Origin of the sequence: Denitrificimonas caeni (assembly GCF_905120345.1) — a bacterium.
In the GTDB taxonomy this organism is placed as follows: domain Bacteria; phylum Pseudomonadota; class Gammaproteobacteria; order Pseudomonadales; family Pseudomonadaceae; genus Denitrificimonas; species Denitrificimonas caeni_A.
In genome coordinates this window covers 279,823-295,014 of sequence record NZ_CAJHOA010000002.1, presented here as the reverse complement: position 1 = coordinate 295,014, position 15,192 = coordinate 279,823, and the positions used below count along the sequence as shown (strand labels likewise).

Annotated in this window: 14 protein-coding genes; 11 read left to right on the top strand and 3 right to left on the bottom strand. The window is 49.6% G+C overall.

The window, feature by feature from the left end:
• Position 1 precedes the first annotated feature (1 nt).
• The 10 genes from murD (at position 2) to JYJ62_RS04900 (ending at position 11,824) form a co-directional block, all read left to right on the top strand.
• Positions 2-1,342, top strand: a complete 1,341-nt coding sequence (gene murD / locus JYJ62_RS04945; RefSeq protein ID WP_205341087.1) for a UDP-N-acetylmuramoyl-L-alanine--D-glutamate ligase — start codon at positions 2-4, stop codon at positions 1,340-1,342.
• A complete protein-coding gene (ftsW, locus tag JYJ62_RS04940; RefSeq protein ID WP_205341086.1) occupies positions 1,339-2,559 on the top strand; it encodes a putative lipid II flippase FtsW in 1,221 nt (406 codons plus the stop codon). The genes murD and ftsW overlap by 4 nt, the downstream gene beginning before the upstream one ends.
• Positions 2,549-3,619: an undecaprenyldiphospho-muramoylpentapeptide beta-N-acetylglucosaminyltransferase gene (murG, locus tag JYJ62_RS04935; protein WP_205341085.1), complete on the top strand. Its 1,071-nt coding sequence runs from the start codon at positions 2,549-2,551 to the stop codon at positions 3,617-3,619. The genes ftsW and murG overlap by 11 nt, the downstream gene beginning before the upstream one ends.
• Before the next feature lie 25 nt (positions 3,620-3,644).
• Complete coding sequence (gene murC, locus JYJ62_RS04930) at positions 3,645-5,066, top strand: UDP-N-acetylmuramate--L-alanine ligase (RefSeq protein ID WP_205341323.1); 1,422 nt, start codon at positions 3,645-3,647, stop codon at positions 5,064-5,066.
• Positions 5,063-5,998, top strand: a complete 936-nt coding sequence (locus tag JYJ62_RS04925) for a D-alanine--D-alanine ligase (RefSeq protein WP_205341084.1) — start codon at positions 5,063-5,065, stop codon at positions 5,996-5,998. Before murC ends, JYJ62_RS04925 begins: the two co-directional genes overlap by 4 nt.
• Positions 5,999-6,002: 4 nt before the next feature.
• The gene (locus JYJ62_RS04920) at positions 6,003-6,854 is read left to right on the top strand and encodes a cell division protein FtsQ/DivIB (RefSeq protein WP_232365717.1); all 852 of its coding nucleotides are present in this window, start codon (positions 6,003-6,005) and stop codon (positions 6,852-6,854) included.
• A gap of 14 nt (positions 6,855-6,868) precedes the next feature.
• Positions 6,869-8,116: a cell division protein FtsA gene (gene ftsA / locus JYJ62_RS04915; protein ID WP_205341083.1), complete on the top strand. Its 1,248-nt coding sequence runs from the start codon at positions 6,869-6,871 to the stop codon at positions 8,114-8,116.
• Positions 8,117-8,167: 51 nt separating this feature from the next.
• Positions 8,168-9,358, top strand: coding sequence for a cell division protein FtsZ (gene ftsZ, locus JYJ62_RS04910; RefSeq protein WP_205341082.1), 1,191 nt, complete (start codon positions 8,168-8,170; stop codon positions 9,356-9,358).
• Between the two features lie 104 nt (positions 9,359-9,462).
• Positions 9,463-10,374, top strand: a complete 912-nt coding sequence (lpxC, locus tag JYJ62_RS04905) for a UDP-3-O-acyl-N-acetylglucosamine deacetylase (RefSeq protein WP_205341081.1) — start codon at positions 9,463-9,465, stop codon at positions 10,372-10,374.
• Between the two features lie 199 nt (positions 10,375-10,573).
• Complete coding sequence (locus tag JYJ62_RS04900) at positions 10,574-11,824, top strand: acyl-CoA dehydrogenase family protein (protein WP_205341080.1); 1,251 nt, start codon at positions 10,574-10,576, stop codon at positions 11,822-11,824.
• Positions 11,825-11,887: 63 nt separating this feature from the next.
• Here JYJ62_RS04900 and JYJ62_RS04895 read toward each other — a convergent pair whose 3' ends face one another.
• Together JYJ62_RS04895 and upp are read right to left on the bottom strand one after the other, a co-directional pair.
• Positions 11,888-13,180, bottom strand: a complete 1,293-nt coding sequence (locus JYJ62_RS04895; protein ID WP_205341321.1) for a uracil-xanthine permease family protein — start codon at positions 13,178-13,180, stop codon at positions 11,888-11,890.
• A gap of 6 nt (positions 13,181-13,186) precedes the next feature.
• On the bottom strand, positions 13,187-13,825 hold the full coding sequence (gene upp / locus JYJ62_RS04890) for a uracil phosphoribosyltransferase (protein ID WP_205341079.1): 639 nt from the start codon (positions 13,823-13,825) through the stop codon (positions 13,187-13,189).
• Between the two features lie 142 nt (positions 13,826-13,967).
• Here upp and JYJ62_RS04885 point away from each other — a divergent pair, with 142 nt between their 5' ends.
• Entirely contained in the window at positions 13,968-14,525 is a 558-nt protein-coding gene (locus JYJ62_RS04885) for a hypoxanthine-guanine phosphoribosyltransferase (RefSeq protein WP_205341078.1), read from the top strand.
• A gap of 8 nt (positions 14,526-14,533) precedes the next feature.
• Here the strand turns inward: JYJ62_RS04885 and JYJ62_RS04880 are convergent, their stop codons facing one another.
• A complete protein-coding gene (locus tag JYJ62_RS04880; protein ID WP_205341077.1) occupies positions 14,534-14,986 on the bottom strand; it encodes a DUF721 domain-containing protein in 453 nt (150 codons plus the stop codon).
• Positions 14,987-15,192 lie beyond the last annotated feature (206 nt).

The window sequence follows — 15,192 nt, the reverse complement described above, 5'->3', positions numbered from 1 at the left end:
CGTGCAAAGCATTGATCAGCAAACACAGGTCGTGGTTGGCCTGGGTAAAAGTGGCTTGTCACTGGTGCGTTTTTTAGCGCGCCACGGGCAGACTTTTGCCGTGGCTGATAGCCGTGAAAATCCACCTGAATTAAGCACGCTGCAGCGTGATTACCCACAGATTACTGTGCACTGTGGACCGTTATCGTCTGAGTTACTCAGCGCGGCGCAAGTGCTTTATGTCAGTCCAGGGCTCGCGCTGAGCACCCCAGCAATTCAAACCGCCATTGCCAATGGCGTGATCATCTCCGGTGATATTGATTTATTCGCCCAGCATGCGCGTGCGCCCATTGTGGCGATTACCGGCTCTAACGCGAAAAGTACGGTGACCACTTTGGTCGGTCAAATGTGTGCCGCAGCAGGCTTAAAGGTGGCTGTCGGCGGTAATTTAGGTGTCCCTGCATTAGACTTATTAGATGATGCGGTGGATGTCTATGTGATGGAACTGTCGAGCTTTCAACTGGAAACCACGTCACATCTACAGGCACGCGTGGCGGTGTGCTTGAACATCAGCGAAGACCATATGGATCGCTACGTTGATGTGGATGGCTATATTGCCGCCAAGCAGCGCGTCTTTAATCATGCGCAAACGCTGGTGATCAATCGTGACGATCGCCCTTCACAGCCACAGCAGGCTCAGAGTCCAACCATTAGTTTTGGTTTGTCGACCCCAGCTGCAGGCGAGTTTGGTTTGTCGGAGCAAGAGGGGGAAACGTATTTAGCCTATGGCGACCAGCATTTGTTAGCAGTCAGTGCGCTAAAAATTCGCGGTAGCCATAACTATGCTAATGCGTTATCAGCCTTAGCCATCGGTACTGCAATCAATCTACCTATGGCGGCGATGCTCTCGGCATTGCAAGAATTTCCAGGGCTTGAGCATCGCTGCCAGTGGTTGCGCAATGTCCATGGTGTGGATTGGTATAACGATTCCAAAGCCACCAATGTTGGTGCTGCTTTAGCTGCGATTGAAGGTTTGGGTACAGGTAACGTCGGCAAGTTGATTTTGATTGCCGGTGGCGATGGTAAGGGTGCTGATTTTTCTAGTCTCAAAGCGCCTGTTGCGCAATATTGTCGCGCGGTGATTGTTTTAGGGCGTGATGCTGAACGTGTTGTTCAGGCGTTAGGCGGTGCAGTTGCTATTGAGCATGTCACCAGTCTTGAGGAGGCGGTATTAGCCGCAGCAAAACGTGCGCATGAGGGTGATAGCGTGTTATTGGCTCCAGCTTGTGCCAGTTTGGATATGTTCAAAAGCTTTGAGCAGCGTGGTGATCTCTTCGCCCAAGCGGTCGGGAGGTTGCTATGAACATACGTGATGCGCTAGCGCTACCGTCCCCTTGGCGGCATAACAACCAAGTCGATATCGATTTCCCCTTGCTGACTGCTTGCGCGTTACTGATGGGGATCGGTTTGGTGATGATTGCTTCTGCGTCATCAGCGGTAGCGGATACCAATACCGGTAACACCTTTTACTATTTTATTCGGCATATGATTTACATCACGATCGCCTTAATTGCCGGAGGCGTCACTTTGTTTGTGCCAATGTCTACTTGGCAGCGTTACAGCGGCTGGCTGCTGCTGGTGGCTTTTGTGGTGCTGACTCTGGTGTTGATTCCAGGCATCGGGCGTGAAGTAAATGGCTCAAAACGCTGGATCGGAGTAGGGGTTTTTAATATCCAGCCGACCGAACTGGCTAAGTTGTTTATGGTGATTTTTATTGCTGGGTTTCTTGTGCGACGCAAGACTGAGGTCAAACAACGGTTGCGTGGCTTGCTAAAACCTTTGCTACTGGCTGCGGCCATGGCCGTGTTGATTTATTTCGAGCCGGACTTTGGTGCCATGGTGGTGATGCTCGGCAGTGTGATTGTGATGCTCTATCTGGGCGGTGTGCGCTTGTTATTGTCATTGCCATTGTTAGGTATCCTGCTCTCGGGACTGGTCTATGTGGTTCGTTTTGAAAGCTATCGAATGGCGCGCTTGACCAGCTTTACTAATCCTTGGGAGGACCAGTACGGCTCTGGTTATCAATTAACTCAAGCGTTGATTGCTTTTGGTCGTGGCGAATGGTTTGGCTTAGGTTTAGGTAACAGTATTCAGAAACAGTTTTTTCTTCCCGAAGCACATACCGACTTTGTATTTTCGGTGTTGGCTGAAGAGCTTGGAATGTTGGGCGCCTTGACCACTCTCGCTTTATTTGTCTTTGTCAGTGTGCGCGCGCTGTTTATCGGAGTTTGGGCGGAGCAGGCGAAACAATATTATTCAGCCTATGTTGCCTATGGCTTGGCTTTACTGTGGATTGGGCAGGTCATTATTAACCTCGGCGTGAATGTCGGCCTGTTGCCGACCAAAGGATTGACACTGCCCTTTATCAGCTATGGCGGGAGTTCATTAGTGGTCTGCTGTATCAGTCTGGCAATTTTATTGCGTATTGAGTGGGAGCGTCGTACCCAATTGCTCTCAGCCAACGCCATGAGTAAGGCACAAATTTCTGCCATGGCGAAGGAGGTGCGTGATGCGCGGTAATATTTTGATTATGGCGGCAGGCACCGGTGGTCATGTGTTTCCAGCCTTAGCTTGTGCTGAAGAGTTTAAAGCTCAGGGCTATCAAGTGCATTGGTTAGGAGCGGGACGCGGTATCGAAAATGAACTGGTGCCCGCCGCAGGTTTTTCTTTGCATACGCTCAAGGTCACCGGCTTGCGTGGCAAAGGTTTGCGTTCGCTATTGACTGCGCCTTTTAAACTACTGGCGGCTTTATGGCAGGCCAAGCGCTTAATGACAGAGCTGCAACCTGCTTGTGTCTTGGGTTTCGGCGGTTATGTGACGGGTCCTGGTGGCTTGGCTGCCAAGCTGTCATCGGTTCCTTTGGTGATCCATGAGCAAAATGCAGTGGCAGGAACGGCCAATCGAGCTTTAGCAACTTTTGCGACTCGTATTTGTGAAGCCTTTCCAAACACTTTTAAGAACGCTAAAAACTGTATTACCACCGGTAATCCCGTGCGCCAAGAGTTATTTTTAGTCACCGAGCGGCAGGATTTAGCGCTGCGTCCGCTGCATGTATTAGTGCTGGGTGGCAGCTTAGGTGCCGAGCCGCTGAATAAACTGCTACCTGCCGCTTTAGCTAAAATCCCTCAAGAGTTGCGCCCGCAAGTCATTCATCAGGCTGGGCGCGAGAACGATCAAGTCACTCGTGAGCGTTACCAAGCTGTGGCTGTAGAGGCGCAAGTACAACCTTTTATTAGCGATATGGCCCAAGCGTATGCATGGGCTGATTTAGTGATTTGTCGGGCGGGTGCACTAACGGTGAGTGAGTTGGCTGCAGCAGGATTGGCGTCGTTTTTAGTGCCATTGCCGCATGCGATTGATGATCACCAGACACGCAATGCAGAATTTTTGGCTGAGCAGGGCGCTGCCGTGCTGTTGCCACAACATGCTACTGATGCAGATCGTTTAGCTGCACAGTTAACTGAGGTATTGATGAACAAGCAACGGATTAAAACCATGGGTGAGCAAGCGCGATTATTGGCGCAGCCCGATGCTACGCAGCGTGTTGTTGCTGCGTGTTTGGAGGTGGCCCGTGGTTGATTTATTACAGCCGACATCCGCTGAAATGCGCCGCATGCGCCGTATTCGTCGTATCCATTTTATTGGCATTGGTGGTACCGGCATGTGTGGTATCGCCGAAGTATTACGCAATCTGGGCTATGAAGTGTCTGGCTCAGACCTGAAGCCTTCAGCGGTGACTGAGCGTTTGCAAAGTCTCGGCGTCCACGTGGTGTTTGGTCACCATGCGGAAAACGTTGAACATGCGGATGTTTTGGTGGTCTCCAGTGCGATTAATCCCAGTAACCCTGAAGTGGCGCGTGGTTTAGAGCGTCGTATTCCAGTGGTGCCGCGTGCGGAAATGCTGGCTGAGTTGATGCGCTACCGTCATGGTATTGCTGTCGCTGGCACACACGGCAAAACTACCACCACTAGTTTGCTTGCGTCAGTGTTTGCAGCGGCGGGTTTGGACCCAACTTTTGTCATTGGTGGCCGTTTAAATGCTGCTGGCAGTAATGCTCAGTTGGGTGGTGGTTGCTATCTCATTGCTGAAGCGGATGAAAGTGATGCCAGCTTCTTGCATTTACAGCCGATGGTTTCGGTTGTAACCAATATTGATGCTGACCATATGAGCACCTATGGTGGCGACTTTAATAAGCTGAAAAAGACCTTTGTCGATTTCCTCCACAACTTGCCGTTTTATGGTTTAGCTGTGCTCTGTGTTGATGATCCCTCAGTGCGCGATATTGCCAAACACGTCAAGCGTCCGATGCTGACCTACGGGTTTTCTGATGATGCTGATTTACGCGCGATTGATGTCTCGCAAGAGGGCATGCGTACCTCCTTCACTGTCTTGCGTAAGGGTCGTGAGCCGTTGCCGGTATCGGTGAATATGCCGGGTAAACATAACGTGCTGAATGCTTTGGCGACCATTGCCATTGCCACTGATGAAGGCATTGCTGATTCGGCAATTATTGCCGGTTTATCAGGTTTTGAAGGCGTGGGCCGTCGTTTTCAAATGTACGGTGAGTTGCCGGTCGAAGGCGGTAATGTGATGCTGGTGGATGATTATGGTCATCACCCGAGTGAGGTCGCTGCAGTGATTAAAGCGGTGCATGATGGCTGGCCGGGCCGTCGCTTAGTGATGGTATACCAGCCGCATCGTTACACTCGTACCCGCGATTTATACGAAGACTTTGTGCAAGTGTTAAGTGATACCAGTGTGTTGTTACTGCTTGAGGTCTATCCCGCTGGTGAAGAACCGATTCCTGGCGCGGGAAGTCGTCAACTGTGCCATAGCATTCGGCAGCGCGGTCGTTTAGACCCCTTGTATGTCGAGCGAGGTGCTGACCTGGCCCCGCTGCTCAAGCCTTTATTGCAACCTGGCGATATTTTACTGTGCCAAGGCGCAGGTGATGTCGGTGGGATTGCACCCGGCTTGCTTAAGCATCCCTTATTTAGCGTTAATCTTCAGGAGCAGCCGACATGAGTCAGTCCGTTAATGTACAAGCGTTCGGTCGTGTTGCCGTGCTCTATGGCGGACATAGTGCGGAGCGCGAAGTATCGCTTAAATCAGGCGCAGCAGTCTTAGCCGCGTTGCAGCAAGCGGGTGTCGACGCCTTCGCTATTGATGTCGGTGCTGATGTTCTGATGCGCTTATCTGAGCAGCCGATTGATCGTGCTTTTATTGTTTTGCATGGTCGTGGTGGTGAAGACGGTACCGTACAAGGTTTACTCGAGTGCGCGGGGATTCCTTATACCGGCAGTGGCGTGTTGGCCTCGGCCTTGGCGATGGACAAGCTGCGCACTAAGCAAATTTGGCACAGTGTCGGCTTACCAACACCACGCCATGCCGCACTGGTCAGCGCCGAGGATTGCCATCAGGCTGCTACAGAGCTGGGCTTTCCGTTGATTGTTAAGCCTGCGAGCGAAGGCTCCAGTATTGGCATGGCCAAAGTTGATGATTTACCAGCCTTGTTAGCGGCCTGGCAAGAGGCGTGTCAGTTTGATCCGCAGGTGCTGGTTGAACAGTGGATCTCAGGCCCAGAATTTACTATCGCGATGCTCAATGGTGAAGTACTGCCGCCGATTCGTTTAGGTACCAGTCACGCTTTTTACGATTATGACGCCAAGTATTTATCGACCGATACCCAGTATCAGATTCCTTGTGGTTTAGACGCTGACAAAGAAGCAGAGTTGCGTGAGTTAACTGCGCGTGCTTGTCAGACGCTTGGTGTAACAGGTTGGGGTCGTGCTGATGTGATGCAGGATGCGCAAGGTGATTTTTGGCTCTTAGAAGTCAACACCGTACCCGGCATGACTGACCACAGCTTGGTACCCATGGCGGCGCAAGCGGCGGGAATCGATTTTACTGCTTTAGTGTTGAGCATTCTAGCGGGCACTTTGCAGGCGCGAGGTTAAAATTTTGAACAGTGCACAGCGACCGGCTAAGACAGCACCTCGACGGGGTGCAACGCGACAAGCGCCTGCGCGTGGGGCGAGTCGTGCTGCTGTGCAGAAAACGCCACGGCAGTGGCCAAAACCGAACTGGACAATGATCAATCTTCTAGTCTTGAGCGTTTTAGTGGTGGCACTGTTGCTGAACTTTGAGCGTTGTAAAACGTTTTTACAGCCTTATGTTAATCCGCCGATTTCAAAAATTCGTGTTCTGACCGAGTTGAGTACGGCAAAACAACAGGTGCTAGAGCAGCAGCTGATGCCGTATGGCGATGGTTTGTTTTTTTCAGTAGATCTTGAGGCTGTACGCCGAGCCTTGGAAGAGCTGCCTTGGGTGGTCAGTGCTGAGGTCAGTCGGATTTGGCCTGACCAGCTGCAGGTGATTATTCAAGAACAATTGCCCGTTGCGCGTTGGGGACAGAATGCCTTACTGAGTACGCAAGGTTATTTGTTTACTGCGTTAGATGTGGAGGCTTATCGGCACTTACCGCAACTTTCGGGGCCTAAAGATACACAAGGTCGTGTCATGCAGCAGTATTTAACGTTTAGTCAAGCGCTGCGACCTTTGGGCTATTCGATTAAACAGCTGGAAATGCGCGAACGTGGCAGCTGGTTCGTGACCACGCAAACAGGCCTGCAGTTGCTGTTTGGGCGTGATCATTTGATAGAAAAAATGCGTCGTTTTGCTGTAGTTCATGAGAAAGAATTGCAAGGGCAGATTGATAAAGTTGAACGGGTTGATTTGCGCTATGCCAATGGTTTGGCAGTGGCTTGGCGCGCCCCGACAGAAGCTGAAACTACAGCAGTGGTGGCACAGTGAAGGAGAGAAAGTTAATGGCACTTGAAAATAACCACAACATGATTGTTGGTCTTGATATAGGTACCTCCAAGGTTGTGGCGCTGATCGCCGAAGTCACTCCTGAAGGTGAGTTGAATATTGTTGGCATCGGCACGCACCCCACGCGCGGCTTAAAAAAAGGCGTAGTGATTAATATTGAGTCAACGGTGCAATCGTTACAGCATGCCATTGAAGAAGCCCAGAAAATGGCGGCTTGCCATGTCCACTCGGTATTTGTTGGGATTGCGGGTAGTCATATTCGCAGTCAAAACTCGGATGGCATTGTTGCGATCCGTGAGGGTGAAGTTAGCCGTGCTGATTTAGAGCGTGTCTTGGATGCTGCGCAAGCAGTAGCGATACCTGCTGATCAAAAAGTTTTGCATACCTTGGCGCAGGACTATGTGATTGACAATCAAGAAGGTATCCGTGAGCCGTTGGGTATGTCCGGTGTGCGTCTGGAAGCTCGTGTGCATGTGGTCACCTGTGCGACTAATGCTGCACAGAATATTGAAAAATGTGTGCGTCGTTGTGATTTAGAAGTTGAAGACGTGATTCTGGAACAGTTGGCTTCAGCTGATGCGGTCTTGACTGAAGACGAGAAAGAGCTGGGCGTGTGCTTGGTTGATATTGGTGGCGGTACGTCAGATATCGCCATCTTCACTGAAGGTGCCATTCGGCACACGGCAGTGATCCCAATTGCTGGCGATCAAGTGACCAATGATATCGCCATGGCTCTGCGTACACCCACACAGTACGCTGAAGAGATCAAAATTCGCTACGCCTGTGCCCTGGCAAAATTAGCCGGTCCAGGCGAGATGATTAAAGTGCCAAGTGTCGGTGATCGTCCGCCACGCGAATTATCACGCCAAGCGTTGGCTGAAGTAGTGGAGCCGCGTTACGACGAACTGTTTAGCCTGATTCTGGCTGAGTTGCGTCGTAGCGGCTACGAAGACATGATTCCTGCTGGCATTGTCCTTACCGGCGGCACCTCGAAAATGGAAGGTGCAGTTGAGCTAGCAGAAGAAATTTTCCATATGCCGGTGCGCCTAGGATCGCCCCAAGGCATTAAAGGTATCGGTGATGTAGTGCGTAACCCAGTGTATTCAACCGCGGTTGGCTTACTGATCTACGGACTACGCAAACAAACCTATGGCGCAATCGTCGCAGGGACCGGCAACGATCAAGTAGAAATAAAGCCAGCGATGTATCTACGTGTTAAGCGCTGGCTGCAAAATCAATTGTAATTAAAAGCGCCAGTGCAAACTGGACTATAACGAGAAAGGTAGGAGAGAGCCATGTTTGAATTAGTTGACCAGACTCCGCAGAGTGCTGTGATTAAAGTTATTGGTGTGGGCGGCGGCGGCGGTAATGCTGTTAACCACATGGTAGCGAACAGTATCGAAGGCGTTGAGTTTATTTGTGCGAACACTGACGCTCAAGCATTACGCGATATTACTGCGCGTACTATATTGCAATTAGGCACTAATGTGACTAAAGGCTTGGGTGCAGGAACGAACCCAGAAGTAGGCCGTAAAGCGGCTGAAGAAGATCGCGAGCGCATTGCTGAAGTACTGCAAGGCACCGATATGGTATTTATCACCACTGGCATGGGGGGTGGTACCGGTACTGGCGCTGCGCCAATTATTGCGCAAGTGGCAAAAGAGATGGGTATTTTAACCGTTGCTGTGGTCACCCGTCCGTTCCCTTTTGAAGGCCGTCGTCGTTTGCAAATTGCTGACGAAGGTATTCGCTTATTAGCTGAGCATGTTGACTCATTGATTACCATTCCTAACGAAAAGCTGCTGACCATCTTGGGCAAAGATGCCAGCTTGTTGTCAGCGTTTGCTAAGGCAGATGATGTTTTAGCCGGTGCAGTACGTGGTATTTCTGACATTATTAAGCGCCCAGGCATGATTAACGTTGACTTTGCTGACGTTAAAACTGTGATGAGTGAAATGGGCATGGCCATGATGGGAACCGGTTGCGCAAGCGGCCCGAATCGTGCTCGTGAAGCCACTGAAGAAGCGATTCGCAATCCATTGTTAGAAGATGTCAACCTCAATGGTGCGCGCGGTATTCTAGTCAATATTACTGCAGGCCCAGACTTAACCTTGGGTGAGTACGCTGAAGTCGGCAGCATTATTGAAGCTTTCGCTTCTGATGAAGCGATGGTTAAAGTCGGAACAGTGATTGATCCTGAAATGCGTGATGAATTACATGTCACGGTTGTTGCGACAGGCTTAGATCCGCGTGTTGAAAAACCAGTAAAAGTGGTAGATAACACCAGTTCTCTGAAAATGAGCGCAGCAGTGCCGGTGATGACAGCCGTTATTGAAGACACTAACGAGGTTAATTACGACAAGTATGACCGTCCTGCGGTACATCGTCGTGCTGCGGGTGGTGCTGCAACCGCGAGCAAGCCGAATAATCAAGAAGAAATGGACTACTTGGATATTCCAGCGTTTTTACGACGTCAAGCAGATTGATAAGGGCTGTGATTGCGAGTTGATTTCTTTATTCGTTCAGCATCTGTTAAGATGCGGGCAATTATTGAAAACTATTCGCAACCAGTATAGCAGCGGCCTAAGTCATGATTAGACAACGCACCTTGAAAAATATTATCCGTGCCACTGGTATCGGTTTGCACTCAGGCGAGAAAGTTTACCTGACTTTGCGCCCGGCATCAGTGGACACAGGTATTGTGTTTCGCCGTATGGATTTAGATCCTGCGGTGGAAATACCTGCTTTAGCAAAAAATGTGGGTGAAACCACCATGTCAACTACGCTGGTTAAAGGCGGGGTTAAAGTTGATACGGTTGAGCACCTGTTATCTGCCATGGCTGGCTTGGGAATTGATAACGCTTATGTTGAGCTTTCGGCTCCTGAAGTGCCAATTATGGATGGCAGCGCAGGACCTTTTGTATTCTTGATTCAGTCCGCAGGATTAGAAGAGCAAGATGCACCTAAAAAATTCATCAGGATTTTGCGGGAAGTAACGGTTGAAGATGGAGAAAAGCGCGCTACTTTTGTGCCTTTTGAAGGTTTTAAAGTAGGCTTTGAAATTGAGTTCGACCACCCTGTGTTTGCCGGTCGTACGCAAAAAGCGAGTGTCGATTTTTCCAGTACCTCCTTTGTTAAAGAAGTCAGTCGTGCACGCACCTTTGGCTTTATGCGAGATATAGAGTTTTTACGCACACATAATCTAGCCTTAGGTGGCAGCGTTGACAATGCGATTGTGGTTGATGAAAACTCAGTGCTTAATGAAGACGGTTTACGTTACGAAGATGAATTTGTTAAACACAAAATTCTCGACGCGATTGGCGATTTATATTTGCTCGGCAAAAGTTTGATTGGTGAGTTCCGTGGCTACAAGTCTGGACATGGCCTGAATAACTTATTGTTAAGAACCTTACTTGAGCAACCAGATGCTTGGGAAGTGGTGACTTTTGAGGACTCGAGTTTAGCTCCTATTTCCTATATGCGCCCTGCGGCGGCGGTATAGGCTAAGTGTAAACGTCTTAAACCACCCTTTATGGGTGGTTTTTTTTGTCTTTTTATTGCTGGTAAAATGATCAGAACTCTCTGCCTATCATTATTAATGATGATGCCACTTCATTTAAATCAATAAAGCTTCAGCTTAACGTACAGCTCCCCTAATCTCTCTATAACGCCTGAGCACACCGGCACTTTTGGAGGATCGCATGGACTTTTCTTATAGCGCAAAAACCCAAGCTTTACGCGAGCAGCTACGCAGTTTTATGGATCAGCATGTTGTGCCGCGCATTGGCGCTTGGCAGCAAGAAGTGGCTGCAGGTATTTATCCAGTCTCCTTTATGGACGACCTTAAAGCCTTAGCTCGCTCTGAAGGTTTATGGAATTTGTTTTTACCGTCGTTGCGGGACGATGAGCCGGGCAACGGTTTGAGCAATATTGAATATGCACCTCTGGCAGAAATTATGGGCCGCGTCAGCTGGGCCTCGGAAGTGTTTAACTGTAATGCGCCAGACACCGGCAACATGGAGTTGCTGCATATGTTTGCAACCCCAGAGCAGCGTGAGCAGTGGCTTAACCCTTTGTTGGACGGCAAGATACGTTCGGCCTTTGCCATGACTGAACCGGATGTAGGGTCATCGGATGCAAGTAATATTCAAACCTTGATCCGTCGTGAAGGTGATGAGTATGTGATTAATGGGCGCAAATGGTTTATTACCAATGCCTCGCACCCTAATTGCAAGCTACTGATCGTGATGGGTAAAACCGATCCTGATGGTGATGCTAAGCGCCAACAAAGTATGATTATTGTGCCAATGGATACACCGGGTGTCGTGGTTGAGCGCAATATTCCGGTGATGAACCATATTGCTCCTGAAGGCCACTGTGAGTTGGTTCTACGTGATGTGCGGGTGCCAGTCAGCCACTTACTGGGTAGCGAAGGCGATGGTTTTATCATGGCGCAGGCGCGTTTAGGGCCGGGTCGTGTACACCACTGCATGCGTTCGATTGGTATGGCAGAACTGGCGCTAGAGCTGATGGTGGAACGTTCACAAGAGCGTAAAACCTTTGGCCGTTACTTACACCAGCATGGCAGCGTATCGGAATGGATTGCGCGCTCGCGGATGGAAATTGAGCAAGCACGTTTGCTGGTATTAAAAACGGCATGGATGATCGATGCCGTCGGCGCGCGTGCCGCACGTAAAGAAATTGCGATGATTAAAGCGGTGATTCCAACCATGCACACGCAAGTGGTTGATCGCGCGATACAAGTGTTTGGGGCAATGGGCTTAACCCCAGATACGCCATTGGCTGACTTGTGGATTGGTGGCCGTTGCTTACGTTTTGCAGATGGCCCAGATGAGGTGCATTTACGTAGCATTGCGCGGATGGAGTTACAGGACAGTGAAGCCAGGCGAGGTCATACTGTCGCTTATTTAACACCGCATCAACGCAGCTAAAATGATCCTGTAGAAAGGTAAAAAGCCCTGGTTTATACAGGGCTTTTTACTCTAGTGCTGCTGTTAATCTTTCTTGATCGAGTACTGCGGTGTTGACGCTTCATCTTCTTCAGGTAATTTTGTTTTCCAGCCTTTATTGCCAGGCAAAATCACATTCAGCAGCAAGGCAATCACTGCGCATAATGAAATACCCGAAAGCGTAAAATCACCGCTGCCAATGCTCATGCCACCAATACCAAACACCAAAGTGACCGAGACAATAATTAGATTGCGTGCTTCGGACAAGTCGACTTGGTTACGGATTAAGGTATTTAAGCCCACTACCGCAATCGAACCAAACAACAAACACAAAATTCCACCCATTACCGGTACGGGAATACTTTGCAGGGCGGTACCAAACTTACCGATAAAGGCTAAGAGAATAGCGAATACTGCGGCCCACGTCATAATCACTGGGTTGTAGTTTTTGGTCAGCATCACTGCGCCGGTCACCTCAGCGTAAGTGGTATTGGGGGGGCCGCCAAGCATCCCTGCGGTAGTGGTGGCAAGGCCGTCACCCAGTAAGGTGCGATGCAGCCCTGGCTGTTTAATATAGTTCTGCCCCGTCACACTACCAATCGCAATCACACCGCCAATATGTTCAATGGCGGGCGCTAAAGCGACTGGCAGCATAAATAAAATAGCACCGAGGTGAAACTCGGGTGCGACAAACGCAGGCAGAGCAAACCACGGGGCCAGAGCAATTGCATCAAGGTTGACTTCGCCGAGGATTACCGACAACGTGCAGCCGACAGTAATCCCTGCCAGAATCGGTACCAGACGAAATAAACCACGACCTAAGGTGGCGACCGCAAGTGTGGTGACTAACGCCGACATCGAGATGATCATCGCCGTTGGATAGGCAATTAACTGCGTCGCACCATCACCTGATTTACCCATGGCCATATTCACCGCTACCGGTGATAACGCCAGACCGATGCACATAATGACTGGAGCAATCACTACGGGTGGCAATAGCTTGTCAATAAAACCAGTACCTTTCAGGCGTACCGCTGCACTGAGCAACACATACACCATGCCCGAGGCCATAATCGCACCGAGTACTGCAGGCAAGCCAAAATTGGTTTTTGCGTAAAGAATCGGAGCAATAAAAGCAAAGCTTGAGGCAACAAACACCGGTACTTGGCGTTTAGTGACCAGTTGGAACACCAAAGTGCCCAAGCCTGCGGTAAACAGGGCGACGTTGGGATCCATCCCAGTAATCAGCGGCATCAGGACCAGCGCACCAAAGGCGACAAATAACATTTGTGCGCCGGCTAGCGCCTGTCGCCAAGCGGGTTCAGGAGGATGAGACAGCATTAATCAGCTCTCCTTTTGCTTGGTGCCGAAAATCTTATCGCCCGCATCGCCGAGGCCCGGCACAATATAGCTGTTGCTGTCTAAGCCTTGATCAATCGCTGCGGTATAAATATCGACATCAGGGTGCGCATCGTTAACTGCTTTAATGCCTTCTGGCGCGGCGACTAACACCATGGCGCGAATTTCTTTGCAGCCGGCTTTTTTCAATAGGTTGATGGTGGCAATCATCGAGTTACCAGTAGCCAGCATTGGATCAATAATCAATGACAAACGTGACGGCATATCGGGTGCAAGTTTTTCTAAATAGGTCTGTGCTTCAAGGGTGGTTTCGTTACGCACCACACCGACTGCACTGACTTTGGCGCTGGGGATCAGACTTAATACCCCTTCGAGCATACCGATACCTGCGCGTAGAATAGGCACTACGGTGATTTTCTTGCCAGCAATTTTTTCAACTTCAACCACGCCACTCCAACCATCAACCGCGTAGGTTTCTAAGGGCAAGTCTTTGGTTGCTTCGTAGGTGAGTAATGTGCCAATTTCTTGGGCTAATTCGCGGAAATTTTTCGTGCTGACATCAGCGCGACGCATTAAACCGAGTTTGTGACGAATCAGAGGGTGACGGATTTCATGGGCGGACATGAAAAACTCCAAAAGCTAGAAAGTAGGCGCCTAGATTAAACGAAATCAAGCTAAAGCGGCACTTTGTTTGCGATCACTACTTGCCCTCACGCGCCTGTAGCAGTACCTTTTGCGTCTTGAGTTTTTAACGATGAGTCTTGTGATGCCTGCTAATCTTGAACATATCCAGCAAATAATGGCTGAAGCCGATATTTTATTCACTAGCGAGGAGGTTGAAGCAGCGATCGATCGGGTCGCACTGCAGATCAATCAGCAGTTGTTTGCGAGTAACCCTGTGGTATTTTGTGTGATGAATGGCGGCTTGATTTTTTCTGGGAAATTACTGACCAAGTTAACCTTTCCGCTCGAGCAGTCTTACTTGCACGCCAGCCGTTATCGCAATGAAACCAGTGGTGGTGAGCTGTTTTGGAAAGCTAAGCCAGAAGTCTCTTTTATGGATCGAGAAGTGCTGATCATTGATGATATTCTTGATGAAGGGCATACGTTGTCAGCCATTATGGATTTTTGTAAGCGTTCCGGCGCCACTAAAGTGCATAGCGCAGTGCTAATGGACAAAAAACATGATCGTAAAGCCAGTCCTAATTTAAAAGCCGACTTTGTTGGACTGTATTGTGAAGATCGCTATATCTTTGGTTATGGGATGGATTATAAAGGCTACTGGCGCAATGCCGCCGGCATTTATGCGGTGAAGGGATTGTAAAACTGCTGTTATGATTTTTTAGCATGCTGAGCTAAACGTTCTAGGGCTTCACGCAGTGCTGGGTCGCGAGTAGCATCTGCGCTGGCCTGAATGGCTTGGCCTGCTTGCTCAGACAGTGCAATGCTCCGTGTTGCTGGCTGCTCTGACTGCATCGGCGGACGAACTTTAAACTGAATACGTGATATCTCGTTGAATTCTGCTATACCTTGCAGTTGTTCCAGTAAGCGTTTTTGCTGGTAGCGTAAACGAGTCGCCCAGTGCCCATTGGTGACAATTAGAGTCAGTGTCCCTGCTTGATAGCTTGCCAAAATACAATGCTCGCGTGCCGCTGGCTGTAAGTATTGGTTGAGTAATTGTTGCAAGTGGTCAACGGATTGCGCACGCGCTATTAAACGCTGCAGAGATACACTTTTAAGCAGTACATTGTTGCTGTTTTGCGCTTTAATGGGACGGTAGCTCATCGATCACCTCACAAAAAACGAATAGCCTGAGCGATAGGTGTATAGTTTTTGCCAAAATATGCTTGAAATATACGCAGTGCAGTACAATGTTACTTAAATAGTATAGCCCACAATAAACGGGTGGCTATGCGCAGCAGCTTAGATTTAGAGCGCCTGTAAGCAAAGTTGTCGACTAAGGTTGCTTTATTCAGCAGCAAATACGGGTA

Bases quoted from the DNA above. Each gene is read 5' to 3' on its own strand.
- ftsW (WP_205341086.1), top strand. From the start codon at position 1,339: ATGAACATACGTGATGCGCTAGCGCTACCGTCCCCTTGGCGGCATAAC.
- murG (WP_205341085.1), top strand. From the start codon at position 2,549: ATGCGCGGTAATATTTTGATTATGGCGGCAGGCACCGGTGGTCATGTG.
- murC (WP_205341323.1), top strand. From the start codon at position 3,645: ATGCGCCGCATGCGCCGTATTCGTCGTATCCATTTTATTGGCATTGGT.
- JYJ62_RS04925 (WP_205341084.1), top strand. From the start codon at position 5,063: ATGAGTCAGTCCGTTAATGTACAAGCGTTCGGTCGTGTTGCCGTGCTC.
- ftsA (WP_205341083.1), top strand. From the start codon at position 6,869: ATGGCACTTGAAAATAACCACAACATGATTGTTGGTCTTGATATAGGT.
- ftsZ (WP_205341082.1), top strand. From the start codon at position 8,168: ATGTTTGAATTAGTTGACCAGACTCCGCAGAGTGCTGTGATTAAAGTT.
- lpxC (WP_205341081.1), top strand. From the start codon at position 9,463: ATGATTAGACAACGCACCTTGAAAAATATTATCCGTGCCACTGGTATC.
- JYJ62_RS04900 (WP_205341080.1), top strand. From the start codon at position 10,574: ATGGACTTTTCTTATAGCGCAAAAACCCAAGCTTTACGCGAGCAGCTA.
- upp (WP_205341079.1), bottom strand. From the start codon at position 13,825: ATGTCCGCCCATGAAATCCGTCACCCTCTGATTCGTCACAAACTCGGT.
- JYJ62_RS04885 (WP_205341078.1), top strand. From the start codon at position 13,968: ATGCCTGCTAATCTTGAACATATCCAGCAAATAATGGCTGAAGCCGAT.
- JYJ62_RS04880 (WP_205341077.1), bottom strand. From the start codon at position 14,986: ATGAGCTACCGTCCCATTAAAGCGCAAAACAGCAACAATGTACTGCTT.